The organism is Bradyrhizobium sp. USDA 3364, assembly GCF_054056355.1.
Genome location: NZ_JBSRYG010000002.1, coordinates 6,985,838 through 7,008,264 on the forward strand (window position 1 = coordinate 6,985,838; position 22,427 = coordinate 7,008,264).

A 22,427-nucleotide genomic window follows, 5' to 3' on the forward strand; every position below is an offset into this window, starting at 1 on the left:
CGATCGAACATGATGGACCATGAAAAGGTAAACATCCTTCTGGTCGATGACCAGCCGGCGAAGCTGCTCGCCTATGAGGTCATCCTGAAGGAGCTCGGGGAGACGCTGGTTGCCGCATCGTCGGGCCGCGAGGCGCTCGAGTTCCTGCTCAAGAACGAAGTCGCGGTGATCCTGGTCGACGTCTGCATGCCCGAGCTCGACGGCTTCGAGCTCGCGGCGATGATCCGCGAGCACCCGCGCTTCCAGAAGACCGCGATGATCTTCATCTCGGCCATCCAGGTCAGCGATATCGACCGGCTGCGCGGCTACGAGATGGGCGCGGTCGACTACGTCCCGGTGCCGGTCGTGCCGGAAGTATTGCGCGCAAAAATCCGCGTGTTCGCCGAGCTCTATCGCAAGACCCGGCAGCTTGAACGCCTCAACGCCGAGCTCGAGGACAGGGTGCGCGCGCGCACCGCCGAGCTCGAGCAGTCGACCACGCGGCTGGTCGAGAGCGAGGCGCGCCGCAGCATGGCGATCGCCGCCGGCAAGATGGGCTCGTGGGACTGGGATTGGGTCAACGGCGACTGGATGTGGGACGAGGGGCAGTACAAGATATTTGGCGTCGACCCAAACACCTTCGCGCTGACGTCGGACAATATTCAGGCGCTGTTTCACCCCGACGATGTCGAGGAACTCCGGCAGGCCTGGACCGGGTTCGGCAATGGCCGGACATCGTATGAAGCGGAATTCCGTGTCGTGCGGCCGGACGGTGAACTACGCTGGTGTGTCGGCACCGCCGCCGCCACCAGCGACAGGAACGGCAGGGTGGTGCGGGTGAGCGGCGTCACCGTCGACATCACCGATCGCAAGAAGGCGGAGGAACGGCAGAGCCTGTTGACCCGCGAGGTCGACCATCGCGCCAAGAATGCACTTGCGCTGGCGCAATCGATCGTGCGGCTGACGCGCGCGCAGAACGTGACCGCCTATGTGCGCGCGGTCGAGGGCCGCATCACCGCGCTGGCGCGCGTCCACACCGTGCTGTCGCTGTCGAGCTGGCAGGGCGCCGAAATCCGCCGGCTGGTGACCGAGGAGATCGCGCCGTATTCCGAGGCCGGGCAGATCCAGATCGAGGGCGCGGAGGTGCAGTTGCAGCCCGCGACCGCCCAGACGCTGGCGCTGGCGCTGCATGAACTCGTCACCAATTCCGCGAAATACGGCAGCCTGTCGGTGCTGTCGGGCCGGCTCGCGATCACCTGGGAAGTGCAGGATGACACGCTGATCCTGGCCTGGGTCGAATCCGGCGGGCCTCCGGTAACCAAGCCGAAGCAGAAGGGCTTTGGTACCAGAAGCGTGATCGCCAGCATCGAGACCCAGCTTGGTGGACGGGCCGACTTCGATTGGCGCGCCGAGGGCCTGATCTGCCGGCTCACGGTTCCTCTCAAGGCGCTTGTCGGAGATGCGGCGGCTTACCGCGAACCATCGCCGGCCGAAAGCAAGCCGATGGTCAGTTCCAGGGCGGTGTAGCGCATCCCAGGAAACAGGAACCATGCAGCGGAGCCTGCGGTTAACGAGGGCTGATCGCTCCCGTTCGTGGCTTGAGGTGCTGCCGTGGATGCCCAAACCCGAGAGCGCGGGCCGTCCGTGGAAGAACCGCGGCAGCCTGAGCGCGCCCCCAAGCAGAAATCGCGGCCTGACCGCGCGTCCTCGCCGCAGCAGGAGACCGACCGCAAGCCGTCGATGCGCGATCGGCTGCGCGAGCACTGGATGCTTGCGGCCGCCGTCGCTTGTCTGCTCCTGCTCGCGATCATCGGTGGCGCGAGCTACTGGCTCAATATTCGTCACTATGAATCGACCGATGACGCCTTCGTGGCTGCGCGCAGCTTTGCCGTGGCTGCAAAGGTCGGCGGCTATGTCGTCGAGGTCCCCGTCACCGACAACCAGCACGTCAATGCCGGCGATCTGCTCGCAAGGATCGACGAGCGCGACTACAAGATCGCGGTCGATCAGGCCAGCGCCCAGGTTGCGATCGCCGAAGCGAATATCAGCAACGTCCAGGCGCAGATCGACAGCCAGCAGGAGCAGATCAAGGAAGCCAAGGCGCAGGAACAACAGGCCGAAGCGCAACTGAAATTTGCTGAGCAAGAGGCCGCCCGCGCGCAAGACCTCGTCGAGAAGGGCGCAGGCACCGTGCAGCGCCAGCAGCAGACGCGCTCCGACCTCGACGCGCAGCAGGCCAATGCCAGCCGCACGCGGACGGCGGTGACCGCGGCCGAGCTCGGCGTCAAGACGCTCGAGGCTCAGCTCAAGAGCAGCAAGGCATCGCTGGAGCAGGCGCAGACGCAGCTCGATCAGGCCAGGCTGAACCTGCAATATACCCGCATCGTCGCGGCGCAGTCCGGACGGGTCGTCAAATTGAGCGGCGCGGTCGGGACCTTCGTCGCGCCGGCGCAGAGCGTCATGATGCTCGTGCCCGACGAGGTCTGGATCACCGCCAATTACAAGGAGACGCAGCTGACCGACATGCGTCCGGGCCAGCCGGTCGAGATCAGGATCGATGCATACCCGGACCGCAAGCTCACCGGCCGCGTGGCGTCGGTTCAGCCGGGCTCGGGCACCGCGTTCAGCCTGCTGCCGGCCGAGAACGCGACCGGCAATTTCGTCAAGGTCGTGCAGCGTGTTCCCGTGAAGATCGTGGTCGACAACTGGCCGGCGGATGTGCCGGTCGGGCCGGGCATGTCGGTCGTGCCCTGGACCAGGGTGCGATGAGTGACGTTGCGGCAGGCGGCGGCGCGGCCTGGTCGCCGGAGCGTTCGGCAGCCGGTGGACACAATCCGTACCTGATTGCCTTCGTCGTCTCGATCGCGACGTTCATGGAGGTGCTGGACACCACGATCGCGAACGTCGCCTTGCGCCATATCGCGGGCGGGTTGGCCGTCGGCCTCGACGAAAGCACCTATGTCATCACCAGCTATCTCGTCGCCAACGCCATCGTGCTGTCGATCTCGGGCTGGCTCTCGACCGTGATCGGCCGCAAGCGCTTCTACATGATCTGCGTCGGCACGTTCGCATTTGCCTCGCTGCTGTGTGGGCTCGCCTGGAGCCTCGAGGCGCTGGTCCTGTTCCGGATCATCCAGGGCCTTGGCGGCGGCGGAATGGCGACGAGCGAGCAGGCAATCCTGGCCGACTCCTTTCCGCCGGCCAAGCGTGGCCAGGCCTTTGCGATCTACGGCGTCGCGGTGGTGGTGGCCCCCGTGATCGGGCCGACGCTCGGCGGCTGGATCACCGACACCTATAGCTGGCACTGGATTTTTCTGATCAATGTGCCGATGGGCTTGCTCTCGCTGTTCCTGGTCGGGGCGCTGGTCAAGGAGCCGTCAGGAGCCGAAGAGGAGCGCAAGGAATTGCTCAAGGACGGCCTGCGCGTCGACTATATCGGCTTCGTGCTGGTCGCGATCGGACTCGGCTCGCTCGAATTCGTGCTCGACGAGGGCCAGCGCAAGGACTGGTTCGGGTCCGACATGATCACGGGCTTCGCACTGGCCTCGGCGGTTTGCTTGATCACCCTGATCCCCTGGGAGCTGACGCGCAAGGACCCGATCGTTGACCTCCGCCTGCTGGGGCGCCGCCAGTTCGGAGCGTGCTTTCTGGTGATGCTGTGCACCGGCGCGGTCCTGATCTCATCGACGCAGATTTTGCCGCAGCTGCTGCAGACCGAGCTGAACTATACCGCACTGCTTGCGGGGCTCGCGCTGTCCCCCGGCGGCATCGTTACGCTGATCCTGATGCCAGTGGTCGGCAATCTCGTCAGCCGCGTCCAGCCGAAATACCTGATCGCGGTCGGAGGCTGCATCGTCGCATTCTCGATGTGGCATCTGACCGGACTGAACGGCGACATCACCTATGGCTACGCCGCGCTCGCCCGCATCTTCCTCTCCGCCGGGCTTCCGTTCCTGTTTCTGCCGGTCACGACCGCATCGTATGACGGCGTGCCGCCGGACAAGACCAACCAGGCCTCGGCGCTGATCAACGTCGCGCGCAATATCGGAGGTTCGGTGGGCGTCGCGCTGGCCCAGACGGCGCTGGCGCAACGCCAGCAATTCCACCAGAGTCGGCTCATCGAGCACGCCGCACCGTCCGATCTCGGGTATCAGCAGACCATCGACACCATGACGCGCTACTTCCAGTCGCAGGGGTCGAATGCTTCGGACGCGGCGGCCCAGGCGATCGCCTGGGTCGGCCAGACCTTGCAGCGGCAGGTCGATCTGCTTGCCTACATCGACGTGTTCTGGATGCTCTCGATCATCGGCCTGGTGATGATCCCGCTCGCGCTGATCATCAAGCCGGTCGATCTGACGGCGCCGTCCAAGGGACATTAGAGCCGACGACATTGTGAACGCCGCCGGCGGTTGAACCACGCTATGAATTGCGTGCCTGAACGGACATCAGGCGAGGAGTCTTATGCTGAAGACAAATCTTGCCGCCGGCGTGAGCGTGAGTCTGTCTGTCGTTTTCCTCGTAGCGACCAGCGTCACGCGGTCTGGTGCCGAGCCGGTGCTGAAAGGCGCGGCGGCGTTCGGCGACTGGCAGCGCGACAGACCGGGCACGGTGCGACTGATCACACCGCACGACTTGCCAAGGCCAGGGGCGACGCCCTCCAGCAGCAATATGTCGCGCGTCATGAAGCGACCTGCGTCTGCGGTGCCGCAGGTGCCGGCCGGGTTCAAGATCGAGCTGTTTGCGAGCGGGCTGAGCGGGCCGCGGATCATCCGGGCTGCGCCCAATGGCGATGTCTTCGTCGCGGAGAGCGGCTCTGGCCGCATCCGTGTCCTGCGCAGCGCCGACGGGGCGGCCAAGCCTGCGACCAACGAGGTCTATGCGTCCGGATTGAAGGAGCCGTTCGGCATCGCGTTCTTCCCGAGCGGCGACCACCCGCAATGGCTCTATGTTGCCAACACCGACAGCGTGGTGCGCTTTGCCTACCGCAACGGCGATCGCAAGTCATCGGGCAAGCCCAAGACCATCGTCGCCCGGCTGCCGCACGGCTACGGTCATTCCACCCGCGACATCGTGTTCACATCCGACGACAAGCGGATGCTGGTGTCGGTCGGCTCGGCCGGCAACGCAGGTGAGGGCCTTGGCCGGCCGCCGGATGGCATCGAGGCCTGGAGCCGCAACCATGCACTTGGCGCTGCCTGGGGCGACGAGACCGACCGCGCCGCCGTGCTCGCCTTCGATCCCGACGGCAAGAACCAGAAGCTGTTTGCCACCGGGATCCGCAATTGTGTGGGACTGGCGATCCAGCCCGGCAGCGGCACGCCATGGTGCTCGACCAACGAGCGCGATGGCCGCGGCGACAACCTGGTGCCTGACTATGTGACGCGAATTCGCGAAGGCGCGTTCTACGGCTGGCCCTGGTACTACATCGGCGCCAACGAAGACCCCGCACATGCCGGCGCGCGGCCCGATCTCAAGGACAAGGTGACTGTACCCGACGTGCTGTTGCAGGCGCACTCGGCCTCGCTCGGCCTGACCTTCTACACCGGCAGCAGCTTTCCGGCCGAGTATCGCGGCGACGCCTTTGCTGCCGAACATGGTTCGTGGAATCGGTCGAAGCGCACCGGCTACAAGGTCATTCGCATCCGGCTGAAAGACGGCATGCCGACCGGCGAGTATGAGGATTTCGTCACCGGCTTTGTCGTCGGTGACAATGAGGTCTGGGGCCGCCCGGTCGGCGTGGCCGTGGCGCGCGACGGCGCCCTGCTGGTGTCCGAAGACGGCAACGGCACGATCTGGCGCGTGAGCCACGACTAGAAGTTCGGTAGGTGGCTGCAGCTATCCAAGTCCGTCCTTGAGGCCGTATTCCTCGTAGATGGTGAGGGGATTGGTATCGGGAAACAAGCGGCACTTGGCCTGCGCAAGATGCAGCGTCACGGCGCCTGCCTCGCATCTCGCGGTCAGGATCTTTCGGACGTCCTCCATATGCGCGCGCGGCTGATGCTTCGACGGCAACTGTTCGAGCGCGACAAGCGCCGTGGCCAGGGCCTCTGTGACCACCCAATCGTCGTGTCCGGTAATTCCCTTTCGCGGCATCACCAAAACCCTCCGTACCACCGGCTGCGACATTGTAACGCGAGATGGGTGGGGGCTGTCATCAGCCAACATGGGCAGGGTGCGCAATTCCGGTTGGCGCTGTGCTGCCACCAAGCGCCGCAGGGAACCCAGCATGGCAACGCGGGCAGGCGATGATTAGAACGGTGGTCACCCGCGTTGTCGTCCGTCAGTCCCAGCCATGTTCGAACCGTATCTGTCAGCCTGGAACCTCGCCCCCGACGGCAATCCGATCATGACGCACGCAGCAAGGCTGCTGCCGGTGCGGCGGCACGGCGAGCCTGCAATGCTGAAACTCTCGCACGAGCCGGACGAACGGCTCGGCGCAATCGTCATGGAGTGGTGGGACGGCGACGGCGCGGCCCGCGTTCTTGCCCGCGACGGCGATGCACTCCTGCTCGAAAGGGCGATGGGTTCGGCCTCGCTCAGCGAGATGGCGCGCACCGGCCGGGACGACGAGGCCTGCAGGATTCTCTGCGCTACGGCCGATCGGCTTCACGCTGAACGCGCCAATCCGCGGCCGAATCTGACGCCGCTGACGTACTGGTTTCGCGAGCTCTGGCCCGCGGCGCGGGCCCATGGCGGCATCCTGCACCGGTCCGCATTCGTCGCCGAAGCTCTGCTGGGCGATCAGCGCGAGATCGTGGTCCTGCATGGCGACCTGCACCACGACAACGTGCTCGACTTCGGCGCGCGCGGCTGGCTCGCGATCGATCCAAAGCATCTCGTCGGCGAGCGTGGCTTCGACTTCGCCAACATCTTCACCAATCCGGACCTTGCGGACCCGACGCGGCCGGTCGCGACCGAACCCGGGCGCTTTGCGCGGCGTCTCGACATTGTCGTTGAAGCGGCGCGGCTCGATCGCCGGCGCCTGCTGTCATGGATCGTCGCCTGGACCGGCTTGTCGGCGGCCTGGTTTCTGGGGGACGGCGATCCGCTCGCCGAGATCGATCTGCGGATTGCAAGCCTTGCCGCGGCCGAGCTCGACCGGATGGCGTAGGGCGCGCAGCGACTATGCCGCCGCGGCACTGGCCCCGCTCGGCGACACGCTCAAAATCCGCCACTTCGAGATGTCGAAGAAGTAGGCGGCCTTGATGCGCGCGGATGCGGGATCCGGCGCCTGAATCGCCGTGTGGAATTGCCGCGTCCCATCGCTCAGCGAAATCCGGAATGTCTGCATTGGTTGAACCTCCACGCAGCGGATGCTGTGGCAAGGCGGGTTAACATCCGGTTGCGGGTGGCAGCGTTCGCGCGACGCGCTCGCTTCTCACATGGTCCCTTTCTCAGATGAAGCCGATGGCAGCCGCACCATCGTGTCTTCCGCACCCACGACGCGTCCGTCTTGGGCGCGCAATTCAAGCCGCCGCACCGGCAGGCCATTCTTGCGGTCGACCAGGAGCACATGCGCCTCGTCGGGCTCGAAGAAGAAATCCTCCCCCCACTGCCGGAGCGCGACGAGGAGAGGGAAGAGGCCGCGGCCCTTTTCGGTCAGCACATATTCCTGGTAGGCGCTGCCGTCCGTTGCGGGCACGGTCTCCATGATGCCGTGCGCCAGCAGATTGCGGAGCCGTGCCGAGAGGATGTTCTTGGCGAGCCCGAGGCTCTTCTGAAACTCGCCGAACCGGCGCAGCCCATCGAACGCATCGCGGACGATCAACAGCGACCACCAGTCGCCGATCGCATCCAGCGGCCGGGCCACGCCGCACATCGAATCCCTGTGGCTCACTCTCTTGGCCATCGCTTCTCATCTCGCGTCTCGATCGACCCCATGGTGCGGCGGCCGGAGGGATCCGCCACCACCATCGCGAGCTCGATATATCGGTTGCAAGGTGAAACCTCAAGCGATAGAGGATGGTTGCAGATTAAAACCAATCGAGGTTTGCCATGGTCCACTCCGACACCACGTTCGACGGCACCTTTCCTTTCGCCCCGCATTTCAGCGCGGCCCCAGGTTTTCAGATGCACTATGTTGACGAGGGTCCGCGGGACGGGGAGGTGGCGCTTTGCCTGCACGGCGAGCCGACCTGGGGCTATCTGTTCCGTCGCCTTGTGCCGGCCCTGAGCGCGACGCACCGCGTGATCGTTCCGGATCACATGGGTTTTGGAAAAAGTTCGACGCCCGCGCAGCGCAGCTATTGGCTGCAGGACCACGTCGACAATCTCGAGGCGCTGATCCTGGCACTCGATCTCGGCAACATCACGCTGGTGATGCATGATTTCGGCGGTCCGGTCGGCATGGGCCTCGCAGCCCGGCGTCCGGATCGCATCCGCCGGATCATCTCCGCCAACGGACCGACGCCGTTCGGGCAGGCCGATCTGTTCGAGCGCGTCACCGCAAATGCGCTGGCGTCGCCCTGGTTTCAATGGATCGCCAGGGCTGAGGCGAGCGGCGAGCTCGAGCCGGTTCTCGAACAACTCGGCTTCAACATCCTGAGCACGCTCAAGCTCAACGGCTTCGAGAACCACGCCGTCATCACCGATGCATGGCTCGCGGCTTACGGCGCGCCCTTCGCACGTCCCGCCGACTGCCTCGGCGCGATCGGATGGGCCAAGGGCTTTGCCACCGGCGCGCATCACTTCGCGATACCCGATCTCGCGGCCGACCGCGCGATCCGCAGCAAGCCTGCGCTCGCGATCTGGGGTGAGGCGGACCGCACGCTGCACGCGGATCATTTCCTGCCGCTGTTTGCCGCGATCTGGTGCGCATTCCGATGAAGTCGGCCGTGGATTCCGAGCGAAGCCGGCCGCCTGTACCGATGGAAGCCGGCCGGGGATTCCGATGATCCCGGCCGCCTGCCGAGGCGGGCTCTCGCGACGACGTCGTCATCAGGTCAGTTGGCGGCCTCGTCGTCAAGCGTCTGACGCTTGGCGGCGGCTTTGCGCAGGCTCTCGCCCTTGAGGGTGAGCCTGTGGGCGTTGTGCACGAGGCGATCGAGGATGGCGTCGGCAATGGTTGGGTTGCCGATGAGTTCATGCCAATGCTCGACCGGGAGCTGGCTTGTCACCACGGTTGAGCCGCGGCCATGGCGATCCTCCATCATCTCCAGCAGGTCGCGTTGTTGCTCGGCCGTCATCGAGGCAAGCCCCCAGTCGTCAAGGATCAGGAGTTCCACGCGCGCCAGGGTCCTGAGGAGGCGAGCATGGCGGCCGTCGCCCCGCGCGAGGGCGAGCGCCTCAAACAGCCGCGGCAGCCGTTGATAGAGCACGGAGCGGTTGTCCCGGCAGGCCTTGTGGCCCAAGGCGCAAGCAATCCAGCTCTTGCCGACGCCGGTCGGGCCGATGATGAGCAGGTTTTGATGCCGGTCGATCCACTCGCCGGCGACGAGCTTTTGGAACAGCGGCTTGTCGAGTCCGCGCGGCGCCTTCATGTCGATATCCTCGACGACGGCGTTTTGCCGGAGGCTTGCGAACCGCAACCGGGCGACCAGGCGCTTGTTCTCGCGCTCGGTCGCCTCGCGGTCGACGAGCAGCGCGAGGCGCTCCTCGAAGGCCAGCGCGGCGATGTCAGGCTGTCGTTGCTGTTCGTCGAGGGCCTTCGCCATGCCATTGAGCCCGAGCGCGACGAGGCGCTCGTGAGTGGGATGTGTCAACATCGTCTCTCCTTTCTTCAGTGGTAGTAATCGGTGCCGCGGATGTTGCCGTGTCGGATTGGTGGCCCGTCCGGCGGCTGTTCATTCGCGTAGGCGCGATCGAGCCCGTGCTGCAGGATCGACTTGATCGAGCCGTAGGTGGTCGCGCCGATGTCGTTGCCGCGCTGGCAGGCGGCCTCGATGCGGGCCGAGCCGTAGCTGCGTGCGAGCCGCAGAATGCCGAGACAAGCCCGGAAGCCCTGCTCGGGGTGTGGCTTGGCTCTCATGATCGCCTCGACGAGAGCGATCGTGGCGGGGCCGATCTTGGCGGCTTCTCGTTTGATCCGCGCCGGCGTCCATTCGGCATAGCGCCGGTGCGCGCTCGGCATGTGCTCCGGGATCGTGGTGTGGCGATGGGGCACGTCAGAGCGGGCGTGGCTGGCCACCCGGATGCCCTTGTGCAGGATCTCGATCGTCCTGTCGGTTATGCGCGCCTCGAGCTCTTCGCGGATCAGACGTGAGGGCACCGAGTAGTAGTGACCGGCGAGCTCGACGTGATAGTCGGGCGCGACCCGGCACTTCTTCCACTCGGCATACTGATACGGCATCGGCGGTAGGGCTTTGAGCGCCGGCTTGTCGATCTGCGCGAACAGCTCATTGCGGCTCACGCCGAGCTTGCGCATGATCTTGGCGTTGAGGTCGGCGATCGCCTCGCGGATTGCCGCGTTGAGTTCGTCAAGCGAGAAGAAGCGCTGGTTCCGCAGCCTCGCCAGCACAAACCGCTGGACGATTTGCACCGCCACTTCCACCTTCGCCTTGTCGCGCGGCTTGCGCGGACGCGTGGGCAGGATCGCGGTGCCGTAATGCTGGGCCAGCTCCTGGTAGGTGCGGTTGATGCCCGGCTCATAGCGACAGGTGGCGGTGACGCCGGATTTCAGATTGTCGCAGACGATCGCCTTCGGCACGCCGCCGATCGCCCGCAAAGCATTGACGTGCACCGCAATCCAGTCAGCCAACCCCTCCGACCAGCGCGCCTCGGCAAAGGTGTAGTTGGATGCTCCCAGCACGGCGACAAAGACATGGGCCAGCCGCTGCGCGCCGGTAGCGGCGTCGAACACCGGCACCGTGTCGCCCGCGAAGTCGACGAACAGCTTCTCTCCAGGCCCATGCGCCTGCCGCATGGTCGGCGAGATCGTCTCGCTCCATTTCCGGTAGAGATCGCAGAACCGGCTGTAGCCATAGCCGTCCGCGTGCTCCGCGCGATATTCCTCCCACAGCAAGAGCAGCGTCACGCTGCGCCGCTTCAGCTCCCGGTGCACCGCCGTCCAGTCGGGCAACGGCCGCGCCGGCTTCTCCTCGAATGTCGGCGGCGTGAACAGCCGGCGCTCGAGCTCGCCGTCGTCCATCCCTTCCGGCACCGGCCAGGTGATGCCGATCACGGCAGCCCGCCGCAGATACTCGCCAACCGTCGATCGGCTGATGCCGACGGTGACGGCGATCTGCCGCTCGCTCACGCCAAGGGCGTGCCGCAGTCTCAAAACTTCTCGAACCTTCCGCATCGGCGCTCTCTCGGCGGGCATCAGACCTCCCCTTGCTCGGCCGCAAAGGGGGGCTGGTCCGCGATTCGATCGCCGTCTTCGAGAGCGTCAGGCCGGTCTCAACAGGGTGGCCGGCTTCGATCGGAATCGGTGGCCGACTTCCGTCGGAATCGGTGGCCGGGTTGCGTCGGAATCAGTGGCCGGCTTGCTTCGGATTACGCAATCTGGCCCGCGGCGCCGATCAAGCGCCTTGCCGGCGTCGGGCATTACTGCTTCGAGGATACGCCGCAGGAAATCGCCGGCCTGATTACGGAGTTCATCCGGCAGACCTGACCGCGTGTCCGATCGATTGCGTGGGCACGGTGCGCCGGTTCGGCCCGCGCATATCACATCGTGCATTCCGCCGAGATCGCCGTCTCGAGTGCCGCAGATCGGGAGCCGTTGGAAAGATACCCGACTGCTGTTTGCCAGCCGGGCTGCAGGCGCATGACGATAAACACAAGGACAGCCATGGTCCTCGTAGAACTCCTCGGCAGCTGCAGCCGGCGCAATTGAGCCGGTAGCTGCTTCCGACAGTATCGCAGGCTGACTGGATGTCCGGTTGAACGGACAGGGGCCGGTCGAACCAACCTGCGAGTCAGAGAAATACGTCAGAGTCTGGTCGATCCAGCGGCCGTTGCCGGTGCCGAACGGCGACCGGTCCAGTAGGACCATCCGAAGAGCGCCGTTGCAACACCCCTCGCAACTGCGACGGCTCGCGCGCCCAGATCGCAACAGGCATCATGTGATGGAAGCGACCTGCGTTGAACATTTGGAAGCCCGGTTGATCGCGCTAGAGTTGCCTTTCCGCGGCTTCCCGTCGGGCTCCGTTGCGAACTGCAGCAATCCAATCGGCGAGATTGACCGGATGGAAGAGGAATTTCGCCCAACGATTTCTTGGACAAAGTTCGGCGACGAAGACGAGCGATCAGAGTGCATCCGCGCGTTGGTCGTCGCGACGATCGACAAGAACTTCAAGGCGGTGCGAACTCGCGCGCTGCGACACGTTGAAATCGAAGCTGCCAGCAAGACGAGGAACTAATTCCTTGTATCGACAGAACCGCGTGTCTTGAGCGCATCAGTCATGGACAACAAGCAACCTTAATGACGAAAATCTTTTGACTGATCGCGGGCTAGACGTTTCCGTGCAGTCCATGTTTAACGTCATACTTGCGCTTTTGATTATTGTGAGCGTCGGCGTTTTGATTGCCCACGCCATCGATGCTTTACGGTCCTAGGACTCTCGACCTGGGTCTCAGTCGGGCCATGGACTTTGGAATGAAGAGAATTCGCCCTGACTGGATCACCGTCGCGGGATGCCTGGTAATCTTATTGGCTTCATTGGCGATCATCGCCATGTTCGTTTTTTGAGCCACCCACGTCGAGCGCGCCCGATCACCGCATCAACTGGAACATATCACCGAAACAGTTTCCTTAGCCCGACAAGTGGACGTCGGAGCAGGTACTTGAAAGCGAGGCCGAGGCAAACAACCGATAACAGGATCGGCCAGTAGGCGAAAATCGCAAGAGCGCCCACCCATTCCGGGCTGTTCTGTCCACGCCGATAGCATACCGACGCTGCGACGAAGTGTGCGGCGCATGCTGTGGCCCAGATGGCGAGCGCGATGATGACTGGTTCGCCGAGCGCCAACGCTTCCAACATGGTCCCGCCCGTTGAAAGCGTGCTTTCGCTTTTCATGGCTTGCCGACCTCCCTCCGACTGCAACCCCTGCAGTGGCGGGATATTCCCGAACAGCTCCATCGGATGCGGATGGGCTTAGATACTCTCAGCCCGAGACTCCCTTCGGGAAGTCGATCACCTCGTCCGTGAGAGATGTGTGCACGCGAGAGAGGCGTCAGGCATGCCATCTGCCCATTGACGAGCGGCGCGCGCATGCCGTTTTTTGATGAGGATCCGTTGCCCGAACGGGCTCGCGCCGTGCTGGGTTCGCTCAAGATAGACAGGATAACAGCAGATCGTAAACAAACCACGCCGCCGGGCTCGAAATCTAGCGTGGCGGCGGCGGTCTGCTATTTCCAGCGCTGCATTCGGCGACTGACCACGACGACCAGGTCTGGCCGCTCAAGCACCTCGACAAGCCTGTCGAGGATCATCCGCTCGTTGGAGCGCGGCCTAGGCTCCAGGTATTCCTCGAGTATTTCCTGTGCGGCGCTCACCGCCTGGAGAGCGAGATCTTCGTCCGACATACGTTGGACTCCGAGTAAGCTTTTCGCACAATTATTCTAAAATCATATGGTTCCTAAACCCTGAAGAAATCGGCATCGGTTTTCGGCGAGCCAGGGCAGGTCGTTCGTCATTGTGCAGCGAATTGTACGCACGATCCGCAACAAGAACATATCAGTAAATTCAATGAGTTGTGGCGGAAGGGGTGGGATTCGAACCCACGGTACCCTTGCGGGCACGCCGGTTTTCAAGACCGGTGCCTTAAACCACTCGGCCACCCTTCCAAACCAATAATTTCAAGTGCTTAGCGGTATGGTCGTAGAGAACGAACCGCGAAATTTGGCACCCGATTGGCACCTAACGCGCCAGCGCCGCATTGATCGGCGCCTCCGCCTTGCCATCGTCGTTCCTAAACAAGTGGGCGCAGACGCGCAAGGTGATGTCCGGCTTTGCGTGCCCGAGCCGCTTCGAGCCGGCATGCTTTTCCGATGGAGCCGCAGGAGCGGGGTAGAAACCGTGCCCCAAAACCGGAAAGTTTGGCGAGCGATCGACCAGACAGCGGGCACCTTCAACATTTCAACTTAGTCGGTCCAAGTTCGGTCTCCGCATCGCTCGCATTCAAACGTATGAATGACGACCCCGCTTTCAGATTCCATAATCGTTCTGACGAGGGTGAGCTTCACTCCGCAAAAGCGGCAGTCATGATGTGATCGATCGGGGACAGTTGCGATCTTCTCAGCTCGAAATAGATCCACGGTGCCGCGCAATCGGTTTTGGAAATGATGGCTGCTCTTGCATTCGCGAAACCGGAATGCGTCGTATTTGCAATTGTCAGGCGGGTGCTCGATCAGCGCCGGCTGCCCATGTGTAAGCCATCAAAGGATAGCTGCCAGTCGCGACGGGTTCGAGACCCAGGGAGTAAAGTACTCCTGAAGCTTAGGGTACGGCGATTCACGCCCGCGCGGTGTGGCGTAATCCACACTGTGGACAACAATGCACTTCGGGTTGTTCAAGGGGCTATCCCAAACGGGTTATGCGGCCGTCATAAGAATGCCCCGGTCTTGAGCAAAGTCAGGGTGACAAGGCAGGCGTCGTATTATCTTGGTTGAGCGGCCCCAGCGCTCAATCAGCAGAGCGGAATCGCTCCGAGGTCACAGAAGTGTGTCGCGTTCACAACGTCACAACTGTTCCCTTTGTGGATAGGCCTCTCTTGACTTCACGGAATTGCAAATCCATCGTTTAAGAAAGTCGGACCTGCGGCGGCGATTTTTATTTCCAAGACATTCATTTTTAGATCGGGTCCAAGAGGTCGCTGTCGGCGGCCAGCGGCCTCTTCATTTTTTGCAGAGGCGCGTCGACACGGCAGTTGCCTGTCAATCTGATTACATTAGGTCATGAGGACAAAATGATTGAAGGACTCAAACCTTACGTGGCATTCGGCGTCGATCCTGCGGGCATCGCGCGCGCAACCTACGAATTTCGTTGCAACGACGACGAAGAAGCGAAGCGTCGAGCCAAGGATTATCTGGATGAGCACGAGTTCATTGAATTGTGGATCGATTACAGGCGGATTGCCCGGCTGAAGCGCGGCTCGGAGAGAGCGTAGACGCGGCATCAAATTCCGAACGAATGCCTCATCTGAACCGCCATGCGCCGGACGGCATCAGTGTGTCGACCTTGAGCAAATTGCTGGTCACCTATGTAAAGGACCAGAATGACGCCGATAGCGATCAATAGCCCCTTCACTGGAAACGCTCCCTACCATCCATAGGCGCGAATTATTCGCTTAACGTCTGTTGCCTAGTGCACCAGTTTAGGAAGAAGAGCTGGCGCCAGGGCCGGCACGCCAGCTCTTCCCGAAACGGTCCGCGATATGTCCCCACGGTCCCGTCCCATAGAGAAGCGTGCGCCGACCTAGTTGCTGGTTTGCTAACGGCTCGCTTTCGTCGACAGGAGATCGGCCGAACCTCTCATGAAATCGACAGCGGTTTTCGGCAAACCAGGCGGTAGTAGTAATTCCTAATGGCACTCCGCGGATTTGAAACGAGGGACATAATTCTAGCTCTTTAGCTCTGCTCCCGGCTCTCGATCCCCAAACCCGGCCGGAAGCCAGAATGGCGACCCCGGGCGTGCCGCCCACACCGGGGTCGCTCTGCATTTGGATGACATAACGAAATGCCGGGGCACGTCCCGGTCGAACTCTTTTTGGCACCGGAATTGGCACCCAACGTGAAGGGGCGGGCCGATATCAGCCTGTACAGGTGCTGCATCGGCAATCCACAATCACCAACAAAATAGGACGTTTGCGGATTGACGATGACGGGGAGGGATGACCGAACTGTATTTCGGTGCCTTAAACTACTCGGCCACCCTTCCGGTTCAGTCGGATCGGGCCCTTAGCGTAGGCGGCGCCGAACGCAACGCGAACTTGGCGGCGAAACCGACGGCGGCCGGTCACTGGCGGGCCGACGCGCCGAAACGGGGCTGATTTGATCGCGGTGCCGGCCTCGTATTCTGCCGGTGCCGTCAGCTCCGCGCCGCGGATCAATCGCGCATGCACGCGACGCCGTTGACCGCAAGGGCCGAGGCTGGCCATCATGACGGCCATGAAACATGTTCTCTTCCTTTGCACCGGCAACTACTACCGAAGCCGTTATGCAGAAGAGCTGTTCAATCATCTTGCAAGGGCAGAACAGCTGGCGTGGCGCGCGTCCTCCAGAGGCGCGGCCGAACGAGGCTCGCCCGACAATGTCGGGCCGATGTCAGTCCTCGCTGCTGATCGTCTGCGCGCAACGGGCATCGCTCCGGAGGGGGCCGCGCGCTACCCGCAGCCGTGTTCGTTGGCCGACTTCGACGACGCAGACCTCGTGATCGCGCTCAAGGAGGCCGAACATCGTCCGCTGATCGAGCGCCGGTTCCCGGAGGTTGCCGACAGGATCACCTATTGGCACGTGGACGATATCGACGTGGCGCATCCGTCCGTGGCGCTGGCAATGCTCGACGATCGCGTCCGCGAGCTGGTCTCGTCGCTCAGGTAATCGGTTCGCGCTTCAGGAAGATCTCCAGTGCATACGCCGCGGGGCGGGCGAGCTTGCCGCTGATACGTTCGAGATTATTGATGGCGACGATCTCGAGACGGCCTTCCGTCACGGTCAACTGATCGATCGGCACGTCTCGCGCCAGGAACACCTCGCCGTGCAGGGTGCCGTTTGGCGTCAAGTGATCCATTCCAGAATATTGGCCGATCAGCTCAAAGCGCTCGGGGGGCAGATAGTAGCCGATCTCCTCGTGGATTTCGCGAACGACGCACTCAAGGAAGGACTCGGTTCCCTCTCGCCGGCCGCCAAATAGACTGATCTTCCCGGGATCCGACACATGGGGAAGGTTGTCGCGCAGCTGCATGAGCAAGCGGCCATCGGTGCTGATGAGAAGCGCAGATGTTCCTTCTCTGACACGGTCGCCCATCAGTGATCCCCCTTCCTCGGATCCGTGTGACCTTGCGGTCACGGTGCTGCTCGGTCCGGCCTCGTTGCCGTCATTCACGGCCAGCCCAAGCTGGAAAGTCCGGGGCAATACTGTCAAGATGGGCGACGCGAACATGGCCAGAATCGACAATCGTCGATGAGAACATGCATCTTGCAGTGATTGTATGCATTGATTGATCGGATGCGTCTCTTGGCATCGATGGGGGGATCCCTCAAGCCACGGGGCATCATTGAGCCAAGGGCAATAATTTAGATGACCGACTACGTTCTCGAAGGCTTCAAATGGGGCTCCAGCGCACTTGGCACCCCCTCCGGTGAGATCGATTGGAGCTTCGCAACAGCGAACCTCACTGGTCAATTCTTTCAGTTCGATAGCTTCCTGACCGGAATGTTCCAGACCGAGATCAGGGAGGCATTCGACAGGTGGGAGTCGGTGGCCAACATCGACTTTCACGAAGTCTCCGACGCCGCCAGCAATCAAATACGCCTTGGGCTGAGCCACATAGATGGCCTGAACAACGTCGTTGGCGAGGAACAGAGCTCGTATTGGGGCGGCACGGAGATTGCCGCCGATATCACGTTCGACCTGGACGAGGGCTGGCACCTGGTCAATGGCCAGCTTGTCAGCAACGGCGGCGTCTCATTCTACATCGTTGCGCTCCACGAGATCGGGCATAGCCTGGGGCTGGACCACTACAATGTCAGTCCGGCGATCATGAACGCGGTCATCAATCCCGCGGTCACGGATCTCACCCAATCCGACATCGACGGTGTGCGGGCACTTTACGGCGTGCTTCCCGGTGTCGCGGTTTCGACCGCTGGCCAGCTCGCCGATGGACGGCTGGATTTCCTGCAATACGACACGTCCGGACACCTCACGAGTTCATTCCTGACGCAGCAGTCATTCTGGAAGGTCGTAGGCAACGTCGATTTTGCATCCAACGGAAACCCTAGCCTGATTAGCCAGTCCAATGGCCAGATCGACCTGCTCAACTTCAGTGGAGGTCAGCTGACGGGCTCGCTGCTGATGACGGGGAGCTATTGGGACGTCAAGGGCGCCGGCTCGTTCAGCGGAGCCACGAATGCCGAATTCGTCACTCAGTCGTCCAACGGGCAGATTGACTTCCTGGGTTTCAGCGGCGCGGGCAAGCTCACCACGAGCCTGCTAACCAGTCAGGCGTTCTGGAATGTCGTCGGGGTTGCAGACGTCAACGGAGACGGGCACGCCGACGTCGTAACGCAGTCGTCGTCGGGCGCGATCAATCTGCTCTACTTTGACAATTTCAAGTTCGTTGCAAGCAACCTGCTACCGGGCAACTACGATCCCGTTGTCGACGTCGCCGACATGAAGAACGGTTCAGCGGTTCTTTTGACCGAGAGCGCCTCGGGAATACAGACCGAGCTGGTGTTCGACGGCACCCACGTCACAAGCACACATGCGCTGGACGCTGTCGGCCTTTCGCTTGTTCATGCGGCAAACGCCGCCGGCCATTTATTCGCTTGAGAGTTCGCGGGCGGCCTTACGGGATGCAGGGCCGAGCGCCGACTCGATAAGGTTCAGCCGAAAGCGAACGCCAGCAGGCTCGAGCACAGCAGCACGAGGCTTGCCGCGGTCAGGGTTAGAAACCCGTCGGAGACCAAATCGTGATTACGCATGATACACCTGCCTTCAACCGATGCTCATCCGAATTGATTAAAGCTTTCCGAACATTCTCTCCTGGAAAGAGGTGACGCGTCTTTCCGCCTTCAACGGACCGTCAGGCCCGGTACCGGTAGCCTTCCACGGCATGCGCCAAGAAGATCGCCGCACTCACCAGGCCCATCACCGCTGTAACCGTCTCGATCATCGCAAACTTCCTTTGCGCCCCACGCGGATGAGAGAACGATTGCAGCCTTGCACAGTCAAAAAGATTCAATTGTTTGAATCCAAGATGCCCCCCGACTGATGATTTGCTGCAACAGTGTGTCTGATAGCGGGACAGGCGAGGGGCGTCTTGCGGAGGCAAAGCTCCGTAGAACAACTGAGGCGGCGCAACAGGCGGTTTACCAAGGTGCCATAGCGTTAAGCCTCTCCCCATTTCCGCCGTGTTCCGGTTGCGATATCGTCAAGCTCTGGTGCGGAGGTGGGCCGCACAGTGACGGAAACGATCCAGACGTCTCGGAGTAGGCGCGGATCCGGCAGAATGGTACTTGGGGCAGATGGGGACTAGACGGCCAGATTCGATGATCCGGACGGCGCGCGGCGCCGTCGCGGTGGCGACGTGCCTCGTCCTCGCCAATTGCGCCTCTTCCAACAAGTTTGCCAGCCGCGTCGATCCCAGATACGGCGTGTCGTCGAGCCCGCGCGTCGTGGCGCTGGGCGACCCCGTGCCGAAGGGCGGCGGCACCTACCGCATCGGCAAGCCCTATGTCGTTGGCGGCCGCACCTACGTGCCGGAGGAGAACGAGAATTACCGCGCCGAGGGCACGGCGTCCTGGTATGGCGACGATTTCCATGGCCGCCTGACCGCCAATGGCGAGGTGTTCGACATGGGCTCGCTGACGGCCGCCCATCCGACCCTGCCGATGCCGAGCTACGCGCGCGTAACCAATCTGAGCAACGGCCGGTCGCTCATCGTCCGCGTCAATGACCGCGGTCCGTACCACGGCAACCGCCTCATAGACGTCTCGAACAAAGCCGCCGAACTGCTTGAATTCAAAGGTAATGGCGTGGCCCGCGTCCGCGTCGAGTATGTCGGCCGGGCGCCGCTCGAAGGGTCCGACGACCGCCAGCTGATGGCGACCTTGCGGACCGGGACGCCAGCACCGTCCCCGTCGATGGTGCGGGTCGCCTCGGCACGGTCGTTCGTGCCGGAGATGCCGTCCTCGGCGGGCCGGATCCGCGGCGATGTTCCGCTGCCCGAGGGACGCCCCTACAGCCTCGGCAACACCCAGGCCGACTATGCTTCGGTCAGCGCCACCTCCGAAATGTCGGCCTCGAGCCGGTCGCACCGCCGCGCCCCGAACAATCCGCGCGAAGTCTCCTACGAGGGTGACTCGCGCTACGCCGCAACCCCGAGCCCCGCGGCAGCCTATGTGCCGATCGACGCGCGCGGGCCGGCCGAAGTCCTGAGCGGGCGCGGGCTCTACTGAATCAAGCTTTCGATCAAGCGCTTGGCCTGATCATCTCAGAAACGCGATCAGCGCCGCGTTGACCTCGTCGGGGCGCTCCTGCTGGATCCAGTGGCCGGCGCCCTCGATGATCAGCTTCTGTTTCAGGTTCGGCAGCACGCGCTCCATGTCCGCCACCCGCTTGGCGCCGATCAGCCCGGTGATCACCGAGTCGTTCGAGCCGGCGATGAACAGCGACGGCTGATGGATCTGGGCATCCTGCCAGGGCGCGGTCAGCTCCCAGTTGCGGTCGAGATTGCGGTACCAGTTCAGCCCGCCGCGGAAGCCGGACTGCCGGTAGCCCTCGGCGAATTCGGCGATGTCTGCCTCGGTGATCCAGGCCGGCAGCGGCGTTCCGGACGGCAGCTTGCCGAGGAAGCCCTTGGCCTCGTCGACGAACATCGAGCTCGGATCGGAGACGCCGCGTCCGAGCACCAGCCGCATGGTGTGGGCGATGTCGCGCTCGAACTCGGCCTCCGCGACGCCGGGCGGCTGAAAATATTGCCAATAGAAATTGGTGATGCCGCTCTCGCGCAGCGTTTCGAGGGGCCGCCCGCGGCCGCGGAACGGCGGCGGCACGCTGAGGCCGGCGACCTTCGTGAAGACGTCGGGACGGAACAGGGCGGCGTGCCAAGCCACCGGCGCTCCCCAATCGTGACCGACGATGACAGCCCTCTTCTCGCCGAGCGCGGCCACCAGCGCGACAATGTCGCCGACAGTGTCGAAGATCGTGTAGGCGCTGACGTCGGCCGGCGCGGTGGTGCGGCCGAAGCCGCGCATATCGGGGGCTACGACACGGAAGCCCGCCGCGGCCAGCGCTGCGATCTGGTGCCGCCACGAGTAGGACAGTTCCGGCCAGCCATGGCAGAGCACGACCAGCGGGCCTTGGCCGGCCTCGCGCACGAACATGTCGATGCCGTTGGCGGAAATGGTGCGGGAGGATGACATTCGCGTTTCCGCCTTGTTTGCCGGTTCTGCTGTCGCTAGCCGGTTCCAAGGATACGGACGTTCGACGCCGCCGGCAATCCAGCCGGCGGTGTACAAGCGCGGAAACCTCAGTTGTTTGCGATACTTCCAACTGTTAGAACGCTGTCTTTCAGGACATCGCCGATGCCAGCCCAGACCGCAGTTCCCAGCACGTTGTTAGCTCGCGCCGGGCGTTGCTGGCGTGGCCTGGTCGCGGCCACGGTTGCGCTGGCTATCGGCTGCGGCGGGGTGGTCTATGCCGCCAACAACAGCATCCAGGGCGCCAAGAAGGAAGAGGGCGGGTTCGACGGCGATGCACCGACCGCGATCCTGGTCGAGGCTTCCAGCGGCAGCGTGCTGTTCGAGAAGAACGCCGACGAGCTGCGCGCGCCCTCGAGCATGATGAAACTGATGACGGCCGAGGTGGTGTTCGACGCCATCAAGAAGGGCGACATCAAGCTGTCAGACGAATACCGGATCAGCGAGAATGCCTGGCGGCGGGGCGGCGCGCCGTCCGGGACCTCCACGATGTTCGCCGCCATCAACAGCAAGGTCTCGGTCGACGACCTCCTGCACGGCGCCATCATCCCGAGCGGCAATGACGCCTGCATCGCGCTTGCCGAGGGCATTGCCGGCAACGAGCATGCCTTTGCGACCGACTTCATGACCAAGCGCGCCCGCGAGCTCGGCATGACCAAGTCGACGTTCGGCAATTCCAACGGGCTGCCCGACCCGAGCAACAAGATGACGGTGCGGGAACTCGCGATCCTGGCGCGCCACATCATCCTGACCTATCCCGACCGGTACAAGCTGTTCGGCGAGAAGGAATTCACCTGGAACAAGATCCGCCAGCAGAACCGCAATCCGTTGCTGAATGCCTTGCCCGGCGCCGACGGGTTGAAGACCGGTTACACCAAGGAGGGCGGCTACGGCATGGTCGGCTCCGCCGTGCAGAACGACACGCGTCTGATCGTGGTGATCAACGGGCTGGAAGATTCCGAGGACCGCGCGACCGAAGCGAAGAAGATGCTGGAATGGGGGTTCCGCAGCTTCGAGACCCGGGTCCTGATCGCGGCCAACCAGCCGGTCGGTTATGCGCGGGTGTTCGGTGGCGAGACCCGCGCGGTCAAGCTGGTCAGCCCCGATCCCATCAAGGTGATGGTGTCGAAGAACGGCAACGACAAGCTGCTGGCGCGCGTGATCTATAGCGGCCCGGTCAAGGCGCCGATCACCGCCGGCCAGCAGATCGGCGTGGTGCGCGTTTGGCGCGGCGGCAATGTCGCGATGGAGGCGCCGGTGTTCGCGGCGGATGCGGTCGGGACCGGATCGACGATGCGCCGCGCGCTCGACGGCGCCCAGGAGCTTGTCATCGGCATGATCCGCGCCGGGGTTGGAAAGCTCTGAA

22 protein-coding genes and 1 tRNA gene are annotated in these 22,427 nt (G+C 63.1%); 13 read left to right on the top strand and 10 right to left on the bottom strand.

Annotated features, from left to right (window positions below; all coding sequences use genetic code 11):
• The first annotated feature begins 12 nt into the window (after positions 1-12).
• The 4 genes from ACVILL_RS32765 to ACVILL_RS32780 all read left to right on the top strand — a co-directional run bounded on the left by ACVILL_RS32765 (position 13) and on the right by ACVILL_RS32780 (position 5,793).
• Positions 13-1,506 carry a sensor histidine kinase gene (locus ACVILL_RS32765; RefSeq protein WP_456734419.1) on the top strand — a complete coding sequence of 498 codons (1,494 nt, stop codon included), beginning with the start codon at positions 13-15 and terminating at the stop codon, positions 1,504-1,506.
• 84 nt (positions 1,507-1,590) lie between these two features.
• Positions 1,591-2,748 (top strand): HlyD family secretion protein, encoded by a 1,158-nt coding sequence (locus ACVILL_RS32770; protein WP_456732830.1) that lies wholly within the window; start codon positions 1,591-1,593, stop codon positions 2,746-2,748.
• Positions 2,745-4,358: a DHA2 family efflux MFS transporter permease subunit gene (locus ACVILL_RS32775; RefSeq protein WP_456732831.1), complete on the top strand. Its 1,614-nt coding sequence runs from the start codon at positions 2,745-2,747 to the stop codon at positions 4,356-4,358. The genes ACVILL_RS32770 and ACVILL_RS32775 overlap by 4 nt, the downstream gene beginning before the upstream one ends.
• Positions 4,359-4,440: 82 nt before the next feature.
• The gene (locus ACVILL_RS32780) at positions 4,441-5,793 is read left to right on the top strand and encodes a PQQ-dependent sugar dehydrogenase (RefSeq protein WP_456732832.1); all 1,353 of its coding nucleotides are present in this window, start codon (positions 4,441-4,443) and stop codon (positions 5,791-5,793) included.
• A gap of 21 nt (positions 5,794-5,814) precedes the next feature.
• Here ACVILL_RS32780 and ACVILL_RS32785 read toward each other — a convergent pair whose 3' ends face one another.
• Entirely contained in the window at positions 5,815-6,072 is a 258-nt protein-coding gene (locus ACVILL_RS32785) for a hypothetical protein (RefSeq protein ID WP_456734420.1), read from the bottom strand.
• A 199-nt stretch (positions 6,073-6,271) separates the two neighbouring features.
• Between ACVILL_RS32785 and ACVILL_RS32790 the strand changes: the two genes are divergently transcribed.
• Positions 6,272-7,090 carry an aminoglycoside phosphotransferase family protein gene (locus tag ACVILL_RS32790; protein WP_456732833.1) on the top strand — a complete coding sequence of 273 codons (819 nt, stop codon included), beginning with the start codon at positions 6,272-6,274 and terminating at the stop codon, positions 7,088-7,090.
• 12 nt (positions 7,091-7,102) lie between these two features.
• Here the strand turns inward: ACVILL_RS32790 and ACVILL_RS32795 are convergent, their stop codons facing one another.
• Together ACVILL_RS32795 and ACVILL_RS32800 are read right to left on the bottom strand one after the other, a co-directional pair.
• Entirely contained in the window at positions 7,103-7,270 is a 168-nt protein-coding gene (locus tag ACVILL_RS32795; RefSeq protein WP_456732834.1) for a hypothetical protein, read from the bottom strand.
• Positions 7,271-7,357: 87 nt separating this feature from the next.
• The gene (locus ACVILL_RS32800; protein WP_456732835.1) at positions 7,358-7,828 is read right to left on the bottom strand and encodes a winged helix-turn-helix transcriptional regulator; all 471 of its coding nucleotides are present in this window, start codon (positions 7,826-7,828) and stop codon (positions 7,358-7,360) included.
• A 146-nt stretch (positions 7,829-7,974) separates the two neighbouring features.
• On the opposite strand from ACVILL_RS32800, the gene ACVILL_RS32805 reads away from it, so the two are divergent.
• On the top strand, positions 7,975-8,805 hold the full coding sequence (locus ACVILL_RS32805) for an alpha/beta fold hydrolase (protein ID WP_456732836.1): 831 nt from the start codon (positions 7,975-7,977) through the stop codon (positions 8,803-8,805).
• 116 nt (positions 8,806-8,921) lie between these two features.
• On the opposite strand, the gene istB is transcribed toward ACVILL_RS32805, so the two are convergent.
• Positions 8,922-9,683, bottom strand: coding sequence for an IS21-like element helper ATPase IstB (gene istB / locus ACVILL_RS32810; protein WP_456727991.1), 762 nt, complete (start codon positions 9,681-9,683; stop codon positions 8,922-8,924).
• A gap of 14 nt (positions 9,684-9,697) precedes the next feature.
• A complete protein-coding gene (istA, locus tag ACVILL_RS32815; RefSeq protein ID WP_456727992.1) occupies positions 9,698-11,218 on the bottom strand; it encodes an IS21 family transposase in 1,521 nt (506 codons plus the stop codon).
• A gap of 129 nt (positions 11,219-11,347) precedes the next feature.
• On the opposite strand from istA, the gene ACVILL_RS32820 reads away from it, so the two are divergent.
• Entirely contained in the window at positions 11,348-11,530 is a 183-nt protein-coding gene (locus ACVILL_RS32820) for an alpha/beta fold hydrolase (protein ID WP_456732837.1), read from the top strand.
• A 454-nt stretch (positions 11,531-11,984) separates the two neighbouring features.
• Positions 11,985-12,278: a hypothetical protein gene (locus ACVILL_RS32825; protein ID WP_456732838.1), complete on the top strand. Its 294-nt coding sequence runs from the start codon at positions 11,985-11,987 to the stop codon at positions 12,276-12,278.
• A 375-nt stretch (positions 12,279-12,653) separates the two neighbouring features.
• Here the strand turns inward: ACVILL_RS32825 and ACVILL_RS32830 are convergent, their stop codons facing one another.
• The 3 genes from ACVILL_RS32830 to ACVILL_RS32840 all read right to left on the bottom strand — a co-directional run bounded on the left by ACVILL_RS32830 (position 12,654) and on the right by ACVILL_RS32840 (position 13,705).
• Positions 12,654-12,935 (bottom strand): hypothetical protein, encoded by a 282-nt coding sequence (locus ACVILL_RS32830; protein ID WP_456732839.1) that lies wholly within the window; start codon positions 12,933-12,935, stop codon positions 12,654-12,656.
• A 332-nt stretch (positions 12,936-13,267) separates the two neighbouring features.
• Positions 13,268-13,444 (bottom strand): hypothetical protein, encoded by a 177-nt coding sequence (locus ACVILL_RS32835; protein WP_456732840.1) that lies wholly within the window; start codon positions 13,442-13,444, stop codon positions 13,268-13,270.
• Positions 13,445-13,615: 171 nt separating this feature from the next.
• Positions 13,616-13,705 (bottom strand) — tRNA-Ser (locus ACVILL_RS32840).
• Positions 13,706-14,826: 1,121 nt separating this feature from the next.
• Here ACVILL_RS32840 and ACVILL_RS32845 point away from each other — a divergent pair.
• Both ACVILL_RS32845 and ACVILL_RS32850 read left to right on the top strand, forming a co-directional pair.
• Positions 14,827-15,027 (top strand): hypothetical protein, encoded by a 201-nt coding sequence (locus ACVILL_RS32845; RefSeq protein ID WP_456732841.1) that lies wholly within the window; start codon positions 14,827-14,829, stop codon positions 15,025-15,027.
• Between the two features lie 991 nt (positions 15,028-16,018).
• Positions 16,019-16,459, top strand: coding sequence for an arsenate-mycothiol transferase ArsC (locus ACVILL_RS32850; RefSeq protein WP_456732842.1), 441 nt, complete (start codon positions 16,019-16,021; stop codon positions 16,457-16,459).
• On the opposite strand, the gene ACVILL_RS32855 is transcribed toward ACVILL_RS32850, so the two are convergent.
• Complete coding sequence (locus ACVILL_RS32855) at positions 16,452-17,021, bottom strand: NUDIX domain-containing protein (protein ID WP_456732843.1); 570 nt, start codon at positions 17,019-17,021, stop codon at positions 16,452-16,454. The two genes, ACVILL_RS32850 and ACVILL_RS32855, sit on opposite strands and share 8 nt — an antisense overlap.
• Before the next feature lie 138 nt (positions 17,022-17,159).
• Here ACVILL_RS32855 and ACVILL_RS32860 point away from each other — a divergent pair, with 138 nt between their 5' ends.
• Complete coding sequence (locus ACVILL_RS32860; protein ID WP_456732844.1) at positions 17,160-18,410, top strand: matrixin family metalloprotease; 1,251 nt, start codon at positions 17,160-17,162, stop codon at positions 18,408-18,410.
• 695 nt (positions 18,411-19,105) lie between these two features.
• Entirely contained in the window at positions 19,106-20,038 is a 933-nt protein-coding gene (locus ACVILL_RS32865) for a septal ring lytic transglycosylase RlpA family protein (protein WP_456732845.1), read from the top strand.
• A 30-nt stretch (positions 20,039-20,068) separates the two neighbouring features.
• On the opposite strand, the gene ACVILL_RS32870 is transcribed toward ACVILL_RS32865, so the two are convergent.
• Positions 20,069-21,004, bottom strand: coding sequence for an alpha/beta fold hydrolase (locus ACVILL_RS32870; RefSeq protein ID WP_456732846.1), 936 nt, complete (start codon positions 21,002-21,004; stop codon positions 20,069-20,071).
• Between the two features lie 162 nt (positions 21,005-21,166).
• Here ACVILL_RS32870 and ACVILL_RS32875 point away from each other — a divergent pair, with 162 nt between their 5' ends.
• Entirely contained in the window at positions 21,167-22,426 is a 1,260-nt protein-coding gene (locus tag ACVILL_RS32875) for a D-alanyl-D-alanine carboxypeptidase family protein (protein ID WP_456732847.1), read from the top strand.
• Position 22,427: the final 1 nt, after the last annotated feature.